At 66.3% G+C, this 15,961-nt stretch carries 25 protein-coding genes; 16 read left to right on the forward strand and 9 right to left on the reverse strand.

All coding sequences use genetic code 11. From position 1 onward, the window contains the following. The first annotated feature begins 21 nt into the window (after positions 1-21). Together RKE50_RS15905 and RKE50_RS15910 are read left to right on the forward strand one after the other, a co-directional pair. Positions 22-582, forward strand: coding sequence for a DUF2239 family protein (locus tag RKE50_RS15905; protein ID WP_350038067.1), 561 nt, complete (start codon positions 22-24; stop codon positions 580-582). 27 nt (positions 583-609) lie between these two features. After that, complete coding sequence (locus RKE50_RS15910) at positions 610-1,068, forward strand: abscisic acid-deficient protein Aba4 family protein (RefSeq protein ID WP_350038068.1); 459 nt, start codon at positions 610-612, stop codon at positions 1,066-1,068. Here the strand turns inward: RKE50_RS15910 and RKE50_RS15915 are convergent. Then, positions 1,034-1,969, reverse strand: coding sequence for a LysR substrate-binding domain-containing protein (locus RKE50_RS15915; RefSeq protein ID WP_350038070.1), 936 nt, complete (start codon positions 1,967-1,969; stop codon positions 1,034-1,036). The two genes, RKE50_RS15910 and RKE50_RS15915, sit on opposite strands and share 35 nt — an antisense overlap. 147 nt (positions 1,970-2,116) lie before the next feature. Between RKE50_RS15915 and RKE50_RS15920 the strand changes: the two genes are divergently transcribed. Further along, a complete protein-coding gene (locus RKE50_RS15920) occupies positions 2,117-3,019 on the forward strand; it encodes a pirin family protein (RefSeq protein WP_350038072.1) in 903 nt (300 codons plus the stop codon). Continuing rightward, a complete protein-coding gene (locus RKE50_RS15925; RefSeq protein WP_350038074.1) occupies positions 3,016-3,243 on the forward strand; it encodes a putative antibiotic biosynthesis monooxygenase in 228 nt (75 codons plus the stop codon). The genes RKE50_RS15920 and RKE50_RS15925 overlap by 4 nt, the downstream gene beginning before the upstream one ends. Positions 3,244-3,253: 10 nt before the next feature. Here RKE50_RS15925 and RKE50_RS15930 read toward each other — a convergent pair whose 3' ends face one another. The 3 genes from RKE50_RS15930 to bufA2 are packed head-to-tail and all read right to left on the reverse strand — an operon-like array spanning position 3,254 to position 5,171. Further along, positions 3,254-4,042, reverse strand: a complete 789-nt coding sequence (locus tag RKE50_RS15930) for an HvfC/BufC family peptide modification chaperone (RefSeq protein WP_350038075.1) — start codon at positions 4,040-4,042, stop codon at positions 3,254-3,256. Beyond that, positions 4,042-4,890 (reverse strand): MNIO family bufferin maturase, encoded by an 849-nt coding sequence (gene bufB, locus RKE50_RS15935; protein ID WP_350038077.1) that lies wholly within the window; start codon positions 4,888-4,890, stop codon positions 4,042-4,044. Before bufB ends, RKE50_RS15930 begins: the two co-directional genes overlap by 1 nt. Further along, the gene (gene bufA2 / locus RKE50_RS15940) at positions 4,887-5,171 is read right to left on the reverse strand and encodes a BufA2 family periplasmic bufferin-type metallophore (protein WP_350038079.1); all 285 of its coding nucleotides are present in this window, start codon (positions 5,169-5,171) and stop codon (positions 4,887-4,889) included. The genes bufB and bufA2 overlap by 4 nt, the downstream gene beginning before the upstream one ends. A 190-nt stretch (positions 5,172-5,361) precedes the next feature. Between bufA2 and RKE50_RS15945 the strand changes: the two genes are divergently transcribed. The 7 genes from RKE50_RS15945 (at position 5,362) to RKE50_RS15975 (ending at position 9,798) form a co-directional block, all read left to right on the forward strand. Next, positions 5,362-5,646, forward strand: a complete 285-nt coding sequence (locus RKE50_RS15945; RefSeq protein ID WP_350038081.1) for a BufA1 family periplasmic bufferin-type metallophore — start codon at positions 5,362-5,364, stop codon at positions 5,644-5,646. Positions 5,647-5,650: 4 nt separating this feature from the next. Continuing rightward, positions 5,651-6,103 carry a DoxX family protein gene (locus RKE50_RS15950; RefSeq protein WP_350038083.1) on the forward strand — a complete coding sequence of 151 codons (453 nt, stop codon included), beginning with the start codon at positions 5,651-5,653 and terminating at the stop codon, positions 6,101-6,103. Further along, on the forward strand, positions 6,100-6,630 hold the full coding sequence (locus RKE50_RS15955) for a sigma-70 family RNA polymerase sigma factor (RefSeq protein ID WP_350038085.1): 531 nt from the start codon (positions 6,100-6,102) through the stop codon (positions 6,628-6,630). Before RKE50_RS15950 ends, RKE50_RS15955 begins: the two co-directional genes overlap by 4 nt. A gap of 2 nt (positions 6,631-6,632) precedes the next feature. After that, complete coding sequence (locus tag RKE50_RS15960; protein WP_350038087.1) at positions 6,633-7,274, forward strand: NrsF family protein; 642 nt, start codon at positions 6,633-6,635, stop codon at positions 7,272-7,274. 46 nt (positions 7,275-7,320) lie between these two features. Then, positions 7,321-7,935: a thiamine biosynthesis protein ThiC gene (locus RKE50_RS15965; RefSeq protein ID WP_350038088.1), complete on the forward strand. Its 615-nt coding sequence runs from the start codon at positions 7,321-7,323 to the stop codon at positions 7,933-7,935. A 150-nt stretch (positions 7,936-8,085) separates the two neighbouring features. Then, entirely contained in the window at positions 8,086-8,829 is a 744-nt protein-coding gene (locus tag RKE50_RS15970) for an MBL fold metallo-hydrolase (RefSeq protein WP_350038090.1), read from the forward strand. Between the two features lie 171 nt (positions 8,830-9,000). Continuing rightward, entirely contained in the window at positions 9,001-9,798 is a 798-nt protein-coding gene (locus tag RKE50_RS15975) for a hypothetical protein (protein WP_350038092.1), read from the forward strand. A 20-nt stretch (positions 9,799-9,818) separates the two neighbouring features. On the opposite strand, the gene RKE50_RS15980 is transcribed toward RKE50_RS15975, so the two are convergent. Both RKE50_RS15980 and RKE50_RS15985 read right to left on the reverse strand, forming a co-directional pair. Beyond that, on the reverse strand, positions 9,819-10,259 hold the full coding sequence (locus tag RKE50_RS15980) for a GNAT family N-acetyltransferase (RefSeq protein ID WP_350038094.1): 441 nt from the start codon (positions 10,257-10,259) through the stop codon (positions 9,819-9,821). Positions 10,260-10,265: 6 nt separating this feature from the next. After that, complete coding sequence (locus tag RKE50_RS15985; RefSeq protein ID WP_350038096.1) at positions 10,266-11,027, reverse strand: phytochelatin synthase family protein; 762 nt, start codon at positions 11,025-11,027, stop codon at positions 10,266-10,268. A gap of 344 nt (positions 11,028-11,371) precedes the next feature. On the opposite strand from RKE50_RS15985, the gene RKE50_RS15990 reads away from it, so the two are divergent. The 5 genes from RKE50_RS15990 (at position 11,372) to RKE50_RS16010 (ending at position 12,971) form a co-directional block, all read left to right on the forward strand. Beyond that, complete coding sequence (locus RKE50_RS15990; RefSeq protein ID WP_350038098.1) at positions 11,372-11,617, forward strand: type II toxin-antitoxin system CcdA family antitoxin; 246 nt, start codon at positions 11,372-11,374, stop codon at positions 11,615-11,617. Beyond that, positions 11,617-11,916 carry a CcdB family protein gene (locus tag RKE50_RS15995; RefSeq protein ID WP_350038099.1) on the forward strand — a complete coding sequence of 100 codons (300 nt, stop codon included), beginning with the start codon at positions 11,617-11,619 and terminating at the stop codon, positions 11,914-11,916. Before RKE50_RS15990 ends, RKE50_RS15995 begins: the two co-directional genes overlap by 1 nt. Positions 11,917-11,956: 40 nt before the next feature. Further along, complete coding sequence (locus RKE50_RS16000) at positions 11,957-12,382, forward strand: GtrA family protein (RefSeq protein ID WP_350038101.1); 426 nt, start codon at positions 11,957-11,959, stop codon at positions 12,380-12,382. 95 nt (positions 12,383-12,477) lie between these two features. Continuing rightward, a complete protein-coding gene (locus tag RKE50_RS16005) occupies positions 12,478-12,711 on the forward strand; it encodes an RH3 domain-containing protein (protein ID WP_350038103.1) in 234 nt (77 codons plus the stop codon). Further along, positions 12,711-12,971 (forward strand): type II toxin-antitoxin system RelE family toxin, encoded by a 261-nt coding sequence (locus RKE50_RS16010; protein WP_350038105.1) that lies wholly within the window; start codon positions 12,711-12,713, stop codon positions 12,969-12,971. The genes RKE50_RS16005 and RKE50_RS16010 overlap by 1 nt, the downstream gene beginning before the upstream one ends. On the opposite strand, the gene RKE50_RS16015 is transcribed toward RKE50_RS16010, so the two are convergent. From RKE50_RS16015 to ahcY, 3 genes are read right to left on the reverse strand one after another with little or no spacing between them, the layout of a single operon-like run. Next, on the reverse strand, positions 12,972-13,697 hold the full coding sequence (locus tag RKE50_RS16015) for a 16S rRNA (uracil(1498)-N(3))-methyltransferase (RefSeq protein ID WP_350038107.1): 726 nt from the start codon (positions 13,695-13,697) through the stop codon (positions 12,972-12,974). A 7-nt stretch (positions 13,698-13,704) separates the two neighbouring features. Continuing rightward, a complete protein-coding gene (metF, locus tag RKE50_RS16020) occupies positions 13,705-14,547 on the reverse strand; it encodes a methylenetetrahydrofolate reductase [NAD(P)H] (RefSeq protein ID WP_350038109.1) in 843 nt (280 codons plus the stop codon). Positions 14,548-14,556: 9 nt separating this feature from the next. Next, positions 14,557-15,948 (reverse strand): adenosylhomocysteinase, encoded by a 1,392-nt coding sequence (ahcY, locus tag RKE50_RS16025; protein WP_350038111.1) that lies wholly within the window; start codon positions 15,946-15,948, stop codon positions 14,557-14,559. Between the last annotated feature and the right edge of the window lie 13 nt (positions 15,949-15,961).

A 15,961-nucleotide genomic window follows, 5' to 3' on the forward strand; every position in this document is an offset into this window, starting at 1 on the left:
AGTTTTTGAAAAGGCAAGCTCATGAGTACCCACATCGCATTCTCCGGTTCCACGTGCCTGGCCTCGGGCAGCCTGCTCGACGTCGCGTCGTGCCTGCACGCGCAGGAACCGGCTTCCGACGCACCGCCGCCGCTGGTCTTCGAGCTGGAAACGGGCCGCCAGATCGATCTCGACCTGAGCGGTTCCCACGACGACATCGTTGAGCGCTTCTCGGAGCCGGGCGTGCCCGCCGCGAAGGAGAAGCCCGGCCGGGGTCGGCCCAAGCTCGGGGTGGTAGGCCGAGAGGTGACGCTGCTGCCTCGCCACTGGGAATGGCTGGAGCGCCAGCGGGGCGGCGCGTCGGCGGCGCTGCGCAGGCTGGTCGACGACGCGCGCAAGCAAACGGCCCGGTCGGACGGCATCCGTCTTGCCCAGGATCGGACCAATCGCTTCCTGTCCGCCATTGCGGGCGACCTGCCGGGGTTCGAGGAGGCCACGCGGGCCCTGTATGCCGGCAACGAGCGCGCGTTCAGGGAGCACATCGGCGCGTGGCCGAAGGACATCGTCGACTGCACGCTCCGTCTCTGTGACGGGGCGTTCTAGCAAACTTGTTGATTGGAGAAAGCTGACATGGATAGTTCACAGGTCTTTACGCTGGCGACGAACGGCTTTGCGCTGTGCTGGCTCGGGTTGTTTGTCGCCCACTTCCTTCCCGAGGCCTCCAGGGCCCGTGCCGGGCTCCTGTTGCTCGGCGGGATTCTTGCGCCGACAGCGCTCTTCCTCCTGTTCACGGTCGGCGTCGTCAACGCCAGCGACCTGGAGCCGGCGGGAAGCATGACCTCCTTCGAGGGTATCGTCGCCCTGTTCAGCGTGCCGGAGCGGTTGCTCAACGTGTGGGTGGAGATCCTCGGCTTCATCCTGCTGGCGACCTGCTGGATCATCGAGGATGCCCGCAGGCGCGGGATAAACCGGCTCGTTGTCGTGCCCTGCCTGGTCGTCAGCTTCCTGTCCGGCGCCTGGGGCCTGCTCGGTTACCTGCTGACGGTGGGCGTGGTCACGGGCGCGAGGCGCGTTGTGCCCCGCCGCTGACCGCGTCGGCAAGCCCGGTCACCAGGAAATCCCGCAGCGCCTCTGCCGCTGCCGACGTGCCCCGTCGATTGGGCTGCACCAGGCTGAGCTGGGCCACGCCGGCATGCCAGCCGGTCAGCACCCGGGTCAGCCGGCCGTCCTCCAGCTCCTGCCGGCAGGTATACGCCGGCAGGGCTACCACCCCCAGGCCGTGAATGGCGGCTTCCTTGAGCGTGGACATGTCTTCACTCTTGAGCCGTGGGGTGATGGCGACCTCCATCTTGTCGCCGGCGTCTGTCTGCAGCGACCACTGCCCCGTCGGCGACTGCCAGCCCAGGGCGAGCGTGTGGTGCCCTGCCAGGTCCCCCGGGTTGTCGATGGCGCCATGCTGGTCCTGGTACCCGGCCGCGCAGAAGAGGTGCCACTCCACCGTTGCCAGCTTGCGCTGAACCAGGGAGGAGTCGGGCAGTGGGCCGGTGTGTCCGCGTATGGACAGGTCGACGCCGGCCCCGACCAGGTCGATGTTCTGGTTGGTGACCTGCTGCGCCACGGTCACCCGCGGGTTCTCGGTGAGAAAGCGCGCCAGGAGGTCCTTGACCGCAAACTGCGCAACGCCCACCGAGCAGCTCAGGACGACGTTGCCCGACAGCGTGTTCTTCTTCCGTTCCACCGCCGCCTCGGCGCTCTCCATCTCGTCGATCAGCGCGCGGGCATGCTGGTAGAACACCTCGCCGATGTCGGTCACGTTGAACTGCCGGGTGGTGCGCTGGATCAGGCGCGTGTCCAGGCGCGCTTCGAGGGCGGCGATGTGCCGGCTCAGTCTCGACTTGGGCATCCCCAGGGCCTGGGCCGCCGCTGAGAAGCCTCGCTTCTCCACCACGTGGACGAAGTAGAAGTAGTCGTTCAGGTCGATGGCAGTCATGGTCGGGGTGAGCCTCTCCTTCACGGGGTGCGAGCCTGTTGTTCTGAATATAGAACAGAATTTTCAAATTTTGGCACTTCTGCTGAGGATTGTTCTGCTGGTATTCTGAAAACGTGTTGCAGACGAACCCCATCGGAGGAAGCCACCATGACCGCACTGAACACCGCAATCGATCACGACGCACCTTCCAACAACGCTGAAGGCCCCCGGGTCAGCCCGCCTGTCGCGGGTAAGGACCTGGTCATTGGCGAGGGCTTCACGGCGCAAAGCTTTCGCGCCAGGGAAGTCGACGCCGCCATGGACCCGCTGGTCATGGTGGATCACTACGTGATGACCGAGTCCACCTTCGGTGCGCATCCTCATGCCGGCCTGTCGGCGGTTTCTCTCCTTTTCCAGGACGGCAGCGGGCGCTTTCACAACCGCGACTCCCTCGGTAACGACTTCGACCTGCAACCGGGTGACCTGTACTGGCTCAAGGCCGGCAGCGGTGCAGTCCACGACGAGGCGCCGCGGCCCGGGTCGCGGATTCACGGCCTCCAGGTGTTCGTCAACCTGCCCGAGCGTCAGCGCCGCGACGCCCCGATGTCGGTGCTGGTGCGCGGTGACGAGATGCCCGTGCTGACCGGCGAGGACTACCGGGTTCGCATCGCGCTCGGCAGCTCGAACGGTGTCACCGGCGTTGCCGCGCCGGACGCGTCGATGACTATCCTCGACGGGACGGTGAACGGGAACGGAACGTTTGTTCATCGCCTGGCCGCCAATCGAAATGCCTGGCTGCAGGCCATCGACGGTGACCTGTCGGTGTCGGTCGCGGGTTCGCACTACACCATTCGCGAAGGCGAAGCGCTTACGGTCAGCAGCCCGGCAGAAGGCGAGTTCATGGACCTGCAGCTGGCGAGTACCCGCGGCGCGGCGACCCACTTTGCCCTCTTTGCGGCAGAGCCGATCCGCGAGCCGTACGTTCAGCAGGGTCCTTTCGTCATGGGCTCTGCCGAGGAGATCGACGAGGTAAAGGCCGCCTACGAGGCGGGCGAGCTGGGGGAGCTATGAACCGCGAAACAGACTGTGCGCGGCCCAAGCGTCACAAGATGGCTTTGCTCACGTTCCTGGGCCTCCTTGTCCCCGTGCACTTCATCCCGACGGCATTGCAGGCACTGTTGCCACAGCATCAACTGCTTGCCCTGCCGGTGTCGGTTGCGCTCATGGTCGGCCTGATGTCGTATTTCATCATGCCGCTCATGACGAAGGTTGCGGCAGACTGGCTCTACCGCTAGCGGTCGCCGCCTACGGCGCGACGTCCACGGCCCGGATCATGCCTTCGTGGAGCCAGCGCCCGAGCATGGTGCCGGCCTCGGCGACGGCCGCGTCTTCGCCCAGGCGGTGAACCAGTGCCGCACAGGCCTCGCCGTAGCTAGCCCCGGTGAGCAGCAGGCTCAGCGTATTGCCCTCCGCGGCGGATACGGGTAGGAAGACGGGCTTGAGTGCCTGGCGCCAGACGATGCAGGCGATGGGTTGCTCGCTGCGGTAGTCGCCGTCGCGCGCGGCCTCGTCCGGCGAATCCTCGGCGAGCAGCGGCCACAGGGCGTGGATGCGATGCTCGAGCGCCGTGCATTGCGTTCCCGGCAGGAAGTGGAGGCGCAGCCGGGCCCAGTCACTCTCGCTGTACTGCGCCGTGGCTGCGGCGAAGCCCGCGGCGTCGAGGGGCGTGGCGTCGGCGCTGACGAAGCATTCGTGCATGGCCCACTCCAGCCAGGCGAGCTCGGTGACTTCCGGGTCCTTGCGGAACAGCGCCGCCAGCGTGTCGGCAAAGCCGCGCCCCGCCTCGTCCAGGGTCCAGCTGTTCGGTGGCGAGGCGATGAGATGGTGGGCCGCGGCGCGGCGGAAGGCCTCGTCTCCCACCCATCGCGCGGTGCGCGGGTAGGTCTCGCGCAGCGCATCGACGAGGCGGGCGCGGTAGGCGTTGCGGTAGATCGCCACCCTCTCTGCGTCCAAGCCCTCGGGCAGCGGGCTGTCCTCCTTAAGCAGCAGGGCCATGAACGCCGCCTGCGTCCCGGCGAGCGAGGTGGGCGCCATCAGGCCGGCACCCTGCTGCAGCGCGCGGGGCGCGTGGCCAGCGCGCGCGCCTGCTCGAGCTCGTGAAGCAGTTCCGGCAGCGGCGGAATGTTGTCATCCCGCTCGATCATGACGGCGACGCCAGGGAGCATCGGCATCACCTGCTCGTAGAGCGCCCAGGTGTCCGCCGACACGGGCTGGTCGTGGGTGTCGATCTTGATCGCGCCGTCGGTGTGCCCGGCGAGGTGCACCTGGCGCACGCGCTGTAGCGGCAGGCCGGCGATGTAGTCCGCCGGCGCAAAGCCGTGGTTATGCGCGCTGACGACGATGTTGTTGAGGTCCAGCAGCAGGCCGCAGCCGGTGCGGCTCGCGATGGCGGCGATAAACTCCCACTCGCTCATCTCGTCCCCGGGGAAGGCCAGGTAACTGGAGGGGTTCTCCAGCACCAGGGGCCGGCCCAGGTAGTCCTGCGCGCGATGGACGTTGTCGCAGACCACCTGCAGCGCCTCGCGGGTGTAGGGCAGCGGCAGCAGGTCGTGGCTGTTGTGGGCGCTGGTGCGGGTCCAGCAGACGTGGTCGGAGACCCAGAGCGGCTCGATCCGGTCTGCGAGGTCCCTGAGCCTCTGCAGATAGTTGCCGTGCAGGCCATCCGCAGACCCGATGGACATTGATACTCCGTGCAGGGCCACGTCCGTGTCCCTGCGTACGGTCTCCAGCACGTGGCGGGGGTTGCCGCCATCGACCATGAAGTTTTCCGAGATCACCTCGACGAAGTCCACCGGCACGCGGCCGGTGAGAAAGTCGTCGTAGTGCGCTCGGCGAAGGCCCAGGCCGTAGCGGGGCGCAGTGCCTGGGCCTTTTTCGTTCATTCCGCGCCCAGGTCGCCGATGGTGCCGCCCTTGCTGAGGCACTCGCCTGCCGCCATGGCCTTGAAGCCGTGACCCTTGCAGGCATTCATGCCCTTGCACGCGTTTTCCGTGGTGGCGCAATCTGCATTGCCCTTGCAGCTGTGCACGCCGTAACAGTGAACCTTGTCGTTGGCGCCGATTGCCGCCCCGCTGCTGCCTGCCGGCGGCTCCGCGGCGAAGCTGGCGGTCGAGGAGAGTGCGATGGCCGCTGCGGCGGCCGCGAAAATGTTCTGCTTGTTCATGGTTCGGTTCCCTTGAGTTCTGAATGATTGTTTTGCGTTGCCTTGCTGTCCTCACTGGACACAGGGGTATTCGCCACACCGTCCCGGTCGGTTACAGGAAAACAGGAAAAAATTTCTCCAGGGCGCTGTAACCAATCCGGCCCGGGCGGCGAATTCCGTCATGTCACCACTCACCAACGAGGAAGCCGACATGAACAGACGAGACATCAACCGCATTGCAACGCTGGCCCTTGCCGCCGGCATCACCGCCGGCATCCAGGCCGCGCCCGCCGCGGCGCAGGGCGCCGCCATGGAGAAATGCTACGGCGTTGCCAAGGCCGGCGAGAACGACTGCGCGGCCGGCCCCGGCACCAGCTGCTCCGGCACCTCCACGCGGGACTACCAGGGCAATGCCTGGAAGCTGGTCGAAAAGGGCAGCTGCGAGAAGATCGAGACCCCGAAAGGCAAGGGTTCCTTGACGCCGATCGAGCGCTGATGTCATGAACGGTTTCCACCAGCGGCTCATTGCCGGCCTGGACGGGGCGGCCCTGCTCCTGTGCCGCGTCTCGCTTGCCGGGGTGTTCTGGCGCGCGGGCCGCACCAAGGTCGAGGACGGAAGCTGGCTTACCCCCAGCGCCACCACACGCTTTCTCTTTGAGAGCGAGTACAGCGGCGTGCCGCTGCCGACGACGCTGGCGATGTACCTGGCGACCTGGGCAGAGCACCTTTTTCCCGTGCTCCTGCTGCTGGGGCTGGCGACGCGGTTTGCGGCCCTGGCGCTGCTGCTGATGACACTCACCATCCAGGTTTTCGTTTACCCTGACGCCTGGTGGCCGGTACACAGCCTCTGGGCGGCAATGGCGCTGGTGCTCGTGTCGTCCGGCGGGGGGTGGTTGTCCCTCGACCATCTCCTTCGCGGCCAACGCTACCGGGGAGTTCCCGTGCGCGCATGATTGCAGAAGAGGAAACGCTGGCAGAGCTGATGCGCCTGGCCCAGGGCGGAGACCGGCAGGCCTACACCGCGCTGTTGACCGAATCGCAGCGCTGGCTGGAGCGTTTCTTCAACCGCCGCTGCGCGCCGGGCAACCGGGACGACCTGGTGCAGGAGGTGCTCATCGCCGTGCACAACAAGCGCGCGACCTATGATCCGGCGCGGCCCTATCTCCCGTGGCTGGCGGCTATCGCCCGCTACCGCTGGGTGGACCACCTGCGCACCGTTTACCGTAAAGCGGAGCAGGACCTGACGGACGGGGATATCCCCGCCGGCAGCGAGGAAGGCGCCATGCTGGCACGGTTGAGCCTCGACCGCATGCTGGCGCAGCTGCCGGAACCGCAGGCCCGCGTCATCGCCTGGGTGAAGATCGAGGGTCTCTCCATCCGCGAGGCGGCCGCGCGCAGCGGACAGAGCGAGAGCGCGGTCAAGGTCAGTATTCATCGCGGGCTGAAGAGACTGTCGGCCCTGCCCGAGAAAGCAGAGTAACCATGGATAGATCCACGCAGACATTGATCGAGGAGATGGCGGACGACCTGCAGCCCGTGCGGGCACTTCGCTTTCGCACAGGCCTGCTGTGGCTGCTGGCCGCCGTGGGCCTGACGGTCCTGGGCATTGCCCTGCTGCCGGGGCTGTGGGAGGGGCTCTGGCAGGGACAGGCCTCGGCGCTCTTCCTCACGACGAACGGCCTGCTGCTGATCCTGGGCTGTGCCGCGGTCAGCAGCGTTCTGCGCATGGCGACCCCGCGGGTGGGCAACCGGCACGACGGCCCGCGCTGGGCGTCTCTGATGGTGGCAGTGCTGCCCGTGGCCGCCGTGCTGAGCCTCGTGGGGCACGAGCATCCCCTGGGCGAGATCGCCGACCCCCACGGGCTCCAGTGTTTCGGTGCCGCGATGCTGGCGTCACTGCTGAGCGCGGCCGTGCTGTTCTACTGGCTGCGCCGGGGGGCACCGGTGGCACCGCGCACCGCGGGGCTGCATCTCGGCATCGCGGCCACCGCGCTGGGTTCCGCAGCCTACGGGCTCGCCTGTCCCATGGACGGACCCGTTCACCTCGGCCTCTGGCACGTTGCGCCGGTCCTCGCCGGTGCCCTGCTCGGGCGATACCTGCTGCCGCCTCTGTTACGGTGGTAGGGCGTAACGTCGGCGGGCTGCCGGCGTCAAAGCGGAGGTCAACCGAATGATGGAATTCACGCTGAGGCGCACAGCGCAGCTGATCGCATGCCTGCTGCTCCTGGCGGCCCTGACCCAGGCGGTGTACACGGCCCTCTACCTGGCGGAAGCCAACGTACCGCGCCGGTTACTGTGGGGCACCGAGGGCCTGCTTTTCGTGCTGCTGGCCGCGCTTGCCGGGTCGGCCCTGGCGCAGGCGGGGAGGCTTCAGCTGGCCTGGTCGGCCATCATGGCGGCCGCCGTGCTCAACGTGGTGCAGGTTGGTGTCGGCCTGACCCTGTTCGGCCCGTTCTTCGAAGCGGCCGGAGAGGCCGAGGCACTGGCGCCGGCGGCGGAGGCGATCGTGGCCTTTTCCTTTATGGTCTACAACGCGGCCAAGGTACTCCTGGCCCTGGCGCTGATCGTTTTCGGTATGGACAGGTTGGTGTCGGGGTCGAGGTTGCTCGGCGGCGCAAGCGTCGCGTTCGGCATCGTCGCGCTGGTGAGCAACGCGGCATCCATGGCGGCGGGCCGGGATGTTTTCGGTGAGTTGCCGCTGGCCGGGGGCTCCGGAGTGCTGGCCACGGTGCTGCTGGCTGTCTGCCTGCTGGCGCTGGAAGATGGGGTCCGGCAGGCGGAGTGAAGCGGTACGCGAGAGCGAGGTAGTCGCATGCCATCACCACGACTCGTTCCCTGGTTCTGCCGTGTCTGCGGGCACGTTGAATGGATTCCGGAGGACGAGTACCTGGCCGGCGACTACTGCTGCCCGCTCTGTGGTGCGAGGGTGTCGGCCATGAAGACGCTCGACGACCCCGCAGTCACGGAACTCACGCTGGACGTTGAGCGCTTGAGCCCATCGGTCAGCTGCCTTCGCAAGCAGCCGCGCTTCACCCGGGAGTGGGAACACGTCAGTTACGCGATCGAAGCTGGCGGTGAAGTCGTGCTGTTCGACCCGCCCCCCATCTTCAATGAAAACTCGGTGAAGACCGTGTGCGCACTTGGCCAGCTTACGACGCTGGTTATCAGTCATACCGACTTCGTCGGTAGCGCACAGTGCTGGAAGGAGGCACTGGGTCTCAGGGTGTTCATGGGATGCGACGAGCCGTTGCCCGGCAATTGTATCGAGGTCGATCAACGCGTCACCGCGCCCATGCAGGTGGCCGGCCTCCATCTGGTTCCGCTGCCGGGGCACAGCGAAGGCAGCATCGGTATCGTCGCCGAACTCGACGGTCGTCGAAGCTTCGTCGCCGGCGATGCGCTCGCCGTCTGGGACCACTCCGATGGGAGGACGCAAATTGCGAACTTCGAAGCCCCGGGCCAGTTCAGTCACGCCACGCGGTCCGTCCTGGGGGATGTGAACCCAGAGGTGCTGGCTTGCTGCACCGGCTATCTCGTGGCCGGAGGCAAGGTGGCGCCATTGCTGCTGGAAGCACCGGAACCGAGCGCTCGACCCTATCTCGGTGAGACCGGCGGTGTCTGGCGCCGGCCCGACGGCACGTTCAGCTACGAGTCGTCTTCACTGCCTGAGAATTCCTGAGGCGCGCCAGTCTCCGCCAGACCCTTTGTCCGGGGTAGCAGGATGCAACGGTGCTCGAAAAGTTAGCGTGGCGTGTCTACTCTGTTCTTGTGTTGCTGCTGAACTCGGAGCGGCGTAGACCGCGGGGAATTGCTGCCCGGCACTCTGCCACTGGCACAGGAGGTGCTTCTGATGCGCTACCGAACGCTTCTTCCGATAGTTTTTGCGCTCCTTGCTCCCTCGCTCGCAGCGCAGGGCGTCAACGACTACGTCTATCTGCACAAGCGGCTGGTCGACCTCTCTGCCCCGCCCTGGCAGTGTGCGTGCTATTCAGTGTCCCGTTCGTCGCTGATAAGCGGCGGCAATTCCAGCAACCAGGTGTGGATGGTCGAGCGCTTCAATGACTGGGCACGGGCAGAATCCGTCCGCGACGCACTCAACGCGTCACCGAATGCCTGTAGTGCTTGCCCCGGCGGAGCGCGGAGCTCCGCTTCTTCGGGCCTTTTCGTCTACGCGAATTGCGGCGTATCCCCCTGCGTACTCGGTGTGGCTGACTCGAACTATTCAGAGCCTGGCTGGCGCAGGATTGCCGGTAGCTTCTCAAGCCATCCCGCGGCTTGGCAGCACGCCTGCAAGCTGCACGGAAATGGCCAGTATCTCGCGCCCGACATCGCAGAGGGCGTCATCAATTGCCGTAGTCTTTCTCAAGACCTGGCCGGCGGAAGTGCTGGTAGGGAGTGTTCAGCATTTCATGGCCATTGGAAGTGGCAGACAGGGCCGGATATCGACATACATCCGAATGGTAGCTTTTCCAGGCAGGGGACCGAACGCGGCAGCTGGAGCTGTAGCGGCAACCAGATCACTCTTGACTGGGACAAAGGTTACATCGATGTTCTCACGCTGTCGGCAAACGGTGAGCGCATGAATGGTCGCGGTCGGCGGAAAGGTAGCACGAGCACGACCCACGACGTTGGCGGATGGCGTCAGTAGCGTTGACGTAGGCCGGGTGCCTAGGAGGGTTCGCCAAAGGTAACAATGGTTACCGGCTCTGCCGTTCCGCCGATCGCGCGGTAGAAATCGAGGGCGTGGGTGTCCTCGTTGTCGACCGGTACCCAGGCGACCCGGATGGCCTGTTCTCTTGCCTGCTCCCGTAGCGCTCCCACCAGGCGCCCGCCGACGCCCTGACGCCAGTGCGCCGGGTCGACCGCGAGGTCGTAGATCATCAGTTCGTGGGACTGCCGGGCAGTCAGCGGCAGCTCCCAGGCCGTCAGGCCGCCAATGATGCCCTCGTCTTCAACGGCGGCCAGGGCCCAGAAGCGCTGATCGTCCAGCAGGCCTTCCAGGTAGGCTTGATCGAGTGCTTCCTGCCGCTCGTCGAAGACGCGGGCGAGGAGCGCGAACAGTTCGCGGGCCCTCGCGGCCCGGCCGGGCCCGAGTCGCTCGATCGTCATTCGCGATCAGTCGCCACGGGCGATCCGGACCCAGCCGCCGACTTCGCCCTCGAGCACGCCATGCTCGGCCGAGGTCGGCTTCAGCATCGCCTTGTAGAGAGTCTCGGTGGCTGTCCAGTAAGGCACGTACCACTCGCGGTCGACATCCATGATCAGCACCCGGTCCTTCGCGGCGTCATAGGCGCCGATCGGCGAGACGTGCGGGCCGTCCCAGTCGCCGGTGACGACGCCCTGGTTGTAGTAGACCAGGACCACGTCGTTCGCGGACTGCTCGTTCTTCGCCAGCAGGGCCCGGAACGCATCGAGCGTGGCCGTGCTGTCCAGGGCGGGTTGCCGGGCCTCTACCGAGGCGTCGATGGCGAGGGCGGTCGGGCCCGCTTGCGCCTGCTCGACGAGGTCGTCGAAGGTCACGCCGTCGCCGTCCTGGGCCGCCTGCCTGTTCCAATCGGGGTCTGCCACGGCTGCCAGCAGGCTGTCCTGGGTGACAAGCGTCTCTTTTGCCAGGGCCGGCAGGCCGCGCAGCGTATTCATCGCGACGGCCATGCTGGCCAGTGAGCAGGCGGCGTTGGTCTGCTGGGCCAGGTAGAAGGGCGACATGGCCCAGTAATCCGGCGCCTCGGCAGAGCGGAGAAAGGCGTTGTCCGTCGTCACCGGGGTCATGTCCGCGGCGAGCTTGGGCGTCGGCGCGGTGGCGTCCAGGGCGATAGCGACGCCCGGGGCGAAGGCGAGGATTGCCAGGGCGAAAGTGACGCGCTTGATCGTAAACATCTCTGTCACCGTAGAGGGGGTGGGTCGATGCTGATGCTACTACCAGCTGGCATTTTCGAGAACGACAAATCGCAGCCGAGGATTAGTGTGAAAGCTCTAGTTTTCCCGACCACACTCAGGGGTGAGAAAGGGTCGTCTCCCACGACGACCGGGAGGTGGCAGATGGCTGCTCTGATGCTCGATGGCCGGGGGTGGCGGCAGGAGCTGTTTGCCGCCCTGCTTCTCGCGCTGGTGCTTTGGCTGCAGGTCGCGGCGCTGCCTCATCTGGGCTGAGCGCGCCAGGCGCTTGCCGCGCATTAAATATGCGCATAAGGTATGGTGAAGTGGGCGCCTGGAGTTGAACCATGCCATCGATTGAAGCCGCAACGCCGAAACGCAAACCGACCAACCTCTCGCTCGACAGGTCCCTCTTAGAGGAGGCCAGGGCGCTTGGCATCAATGTGTCGCGGTCTGCGGAGGCCGGGATCGCGGATGCCGTAAAGCGGCGCAAGCGGGAGCAGTGGCTCAGGGAGAATGGCGACGCCCTGGCAAGTTCAAATGCCTACGTCGAGGCGCACGGTCTGCCCCTAGCGCACCATCGCCAGTTCTGATGGCGCGCTTTGATGTCTACGAGAACGCAGGCGGAGACGGTTGCCTGCTGGATGTTCAGTCAGATCTCCTGGATGGCTTGAACACCCGGGTTGTCGTGCCGCTCCTGCCTGTGGCATCGGCTCCGTCGCCTGCGCAGCGCCTGAACCCCTTGTTCCGTATCGACGGCAATGAGCTGGTCATGGCGACCCAGTATCTCGCCGCTGTGCCTGCTGGCGAACTGTACGCGCAGGTTGGCAGCCTCGCCGAAAAGCGGGATGAGATCTCCGCGGCCCTCGACATGCTCTTCCTGGGCTTTTGATATCCCGGTCCGGCGCTCCTACAGGTTACTTCGATGGGGTGTGCTCTCACCGAGCGCGCGCGCGGCCTTCCTGCGTTTCGCCTGCGTCGGTCTCACCATGGCGCTGATCGATATCGGCCTGCTTTACTGGCTGAAGTATCAACCTGCCTTTAACGCCTACACTGCCCGCCTGGTGTCCTACCCCGCGGGGCTGATGGTCGGTTACTTTCTCAACCGCTACTTTACTTTCCATCACGTCGACAACGTTCGCCACGTGCTCGATGAGCTGGCGCGGTTTTTCGCTGTGCACGCAGTGGGCGGCCTCCTCAACTTCGGTGTCTTTTCGCTCGTGGTCTATGCCGGCGAGGGCGCTGACTTTGCGCCGGGCTGGGAGGCGGCTATTCCATTGATCGGCGTCTGCCTGGGTGGCGTGGTGGGGATGTGCTTCAATTTCTTCGTGTCTCGGGAGCTGGTGTTCGACGGTTGAAGCGCGGTGGCCGCACTTGGTGGACTGATGGGCAAGACGTCACAGCGTCATGACGCTATAGTGATGTCCTGTCATCGACTTCCCCGGAGCCTCCCATGGGCAAGCCGCTCAAGCGCTCAACCATCTACTTCGACCCCGAGCTTCACCGGGCCTTGCGCCTGCGGGCGGCGCATGCAAACCGGAGCCTGTCGGAGATCGTCAATGACGCCGTTCGCGAACTGCTGGCGGAAGACCAGGAGGACCTCGCGGCGTTCGACGAACGCGTAGCCGAGCCAGAGCTTAGCTACCAGGACCTGCTTGATGACCTGAAGGCCCATGGCAAGATCTAGTGGGCTATACGCTCTCCTTCAAGAAGTCCGTTGCCAGGGATCTGCGGGGGATTCCCCGTAGGGACGTTGAGCGTATTCTGAAGCGTATCGAAGCACTTCGAACCGACCCCCGGCCCGCCAACTGCGAGAAGCTCTCGGGCCAGGACCGCTACCGGGTACGGCAGGGCGTGTACCGGATCGTCTATGAGATCGTCGATGAGCGGTTGATCGTTATCGTCATCAAGGTCGCTCACCGCAAGCGGGCGTATCGCAAGAACTGACTAGAACCGCAGGTCGCCCCACTTTGCCTGCAGCGCGGCCAGCGCCGCCAGCGGCGCGGTTTCCGTGCGCAGCACGCGCGGACCGAGAACCAGGGTGCCGAAGCCGGCGGCCTGGGCGCGGGTGACCTCCTCTTCCTCCAGCCCGCCCTCGGGGCCGCAGAGCAGCGCGACGGCGCCCGCGTAGGCGGGCAGGTCGCGCGGCTCGGCGCGGGGGTCCAGCACCAGGCGCAGCGGGGCGTCGACGCTGTCGACCCACTGGGCCAGCGGCTGCGGCTCGGCGATGGCCGGCACGCGGTTGCGGCCGCACTGCTCGCAGGCGCTCTCGGCGATGCGCTGCCAGTGGCCGCGCTTCTTCTCGCGCCGGTCCGCCAGCAGGTTGAGACCGCGGGCCGTGAGCAGCGGCGCGATGCGGGCGATGCCGAGCTCCGTGGCCTTCTGCACGACCTGGTCCACCCGGTCGCCCCGCGAGACGGCGATGCCGAGCTCCACGAGGAGGGGGGATTCGCGGTCGATGGCGCGCGGGGCGCGCAGGCGCACGGTCACGCTGCGCTTGTCGGCGGCGATGATTTCGCCGGGGTGCTCGCTGCCGCTGCCGTCGAAGAGCACCAGGGTGTCGCCGGGCTGCATGCGCAGGGTGCGCGCGATGTGCCGGGCCGGCTCCGCCTCCAGCTCGACCTCGGCGCCCTCGGCGAGCGCCTGGCGGGTGAAGAAGCGGGGGCGGTCCACGGCGGGGCTAGCCCTTGAGGCCCAGGTTCTCGCAGATCTGCCGGGTCGGCTCGACCTGGTTCATGGTGTAGAAGTGCAGCCCCGGGGCACCGGAGTCGAGCAGCGTGCCGCAGAGCTGGGTGACCACCTCGATGCCGAACTCGCGGATGCTCTCCTGGTCGTCGCCGAAGCCCTCGATGCGCTGGCAGATCCAGCGCGGGATCTCGGCACCGCAGTTGCGCGAGAAGCGGGCCAGGTTCTGGTAGTTGGTGATGGGCATGATGCCCGGGACGATCGGCGCCTCGATGCCGATGGCGGCGCAGCGGTCCAGGAAATAGAAGTACGCCTCCGGGCTGTAGAAGTACTGGGTGATGCCCCCGTTGGCGCCGGCGTCGAACTTGCCCTTGAGGTAGCGGATGTCGCTCTCGTAGGACAGTGCCTGCGGGTGGATCTCCGGGTAGGCCGCCACCTCGATGTGGAAGTGGTCGCCGGTGCGCTCGCGGATGAAGGCCACCAGCTCGTTGGCGTAGACGATGGTCGCGCCGGCGCCGTTGCCGGAGGGGATGTCACCGCGCAGCGCCACGATGCGGTCGATGCCGCGCGCCTTGTAGCGATCGAGCAGGTCGCCGATGGTGGCCTCGTCGTCGCCGCCGAAGCTCAGGTGCGGCGCCACGGTGAGGCCCCGGTCCGCCAGGGCTGTGACCGTGTCGAAGGTCCGGTCCCGGGTGGAGCCGCCGGCGCCGTAGGTGACCGAGAAGAACCCCGGCCCCAGTTCCGCGAGCGCCGGGGCCGTCTGCGCCAGGAGTTTCTCCCGCCCGGCGTCCGTCTTGGGCGGAAAGAACTCGAAGCTGATCTCAGGCTGCCGTGCCATGGCCGGTCCTCAGTACTTGTAGCTCTCGGGCTTGAAGGGGCCGTCCACGGTGACGTGAATGTAGCCGGCCTGCTCCTGGGTGAGCTTCGTGAGCACGCCGCCGAAGCCCGCGACCATGTGCGCGGCGACCTCCTCGTCGAGCTTCTTCGGCAGCACTTCGACCTTCAGCGCGGCCTCCTTGAGGTCCGGCTCGAGGTCTGCGAAGCGGCGCTCGAAGAGGTAGATCTGCGCCAGCACCTGGTTGGCGAAGGAGCCGTCCATGATGCGCGACGGGTGCCCGGTCGCGTTGCCGAGGTTCACCAGCCGGCCCTCGGCGAGCAGCAGGATGTAGTCGTTCTCGGCCTGGTTGCGGTAGATCTTGTGTACCTGCGGCTTGATCTCCTCCCACTCCCAGTTGCGGCGCATGTAGGCCGTGTCGATCTCGTTGTCAAAGTGGCCGATGTTGCAGACCACGGCGTTGCGCTTGATCGCGCGCAGCATGGCGGCGTTGCAGACGTCGTAGTTGCCGGTGGCGGTGACCAGCAGGTCGATGCTGCCGAGCAGGTCCGTGTCGATGCAGTCATCGGTGCCGTCGTTGACGCCGCCCTTGAAGGGGGAGACGACCTCGAAGCCGTCCATGCACGCCTGCATGGCGCAGATCGGGTCCACCTCGGTGATGCGGACGATCATGCCTTCCTGGCGCAGGGACTGGGCCGAGCCCTTGCCGACGTCGCCGTAGCCGATGACCAGCGCGCGCTTGCCGGAGAGCAGGTGGTCCGTGGCGCGCTTGATGGCGTCGTTGAGGCTGTGGCGGCAGCCGTACTTGTTGTCGTTCTTGCTCTTGGTGACGCTGTCGTTCACGTTCACCGCCGGCACCTTCAGCGTGCCGTCCTTGAGCATCTCCTGCAGCCGGTGCACGCCGGTGGTGGTCTCCTCGGTGATGCCGTGGATCTTCTCCAGCATCTGCGGGTACTTGTCGTGCAGCATGGCGGTGAGGTCGCCGCCGTCATCGAGGACCATGTTCGCCTCCCAGGGCTGGCCGTCCTTGAGGATGGTCTGCTCGATGCACCACTCGTACTCCTCCTCCGTCTCGCCCTTCCAGGCGAAGACCGGCACGCCGGCGGCGGCGATCGCAGCGGCGGCGTGGTCCTGGGTCGAGAAGATGTTGCAGGAGGACCAGCGCACCTCGGCGCCGAGGGCGACCAGGGTCTCGATGAGCACGCCGGTCTGGATGGTCATGTGGATGCAGCCGAGGATCTTCGCGCCTTTCAGCGGCTGCTTCGCGCTGTACTTCTCGCGCAGGGCCATCAGCGCCGGCATTTCCGTTTCGGCGATTTCCAGCTCGCGCCGGCCCCACTGGGCGAGGCTGATGTCGGCGACCTTGTAGTCCTGCTTCGTGTCGAGTTTCTCTGCGGTGCTCATGGTTTGCTCCTTC

This window comes from Pseudohaliea sp., assembly GCF_040217025.1.
Taxonomy (GTDB): Bacteria; Pseudomonadota; Gammaproteobacteria; order Pseudomonadales; family Halieaceae; genus Pseudohaliea.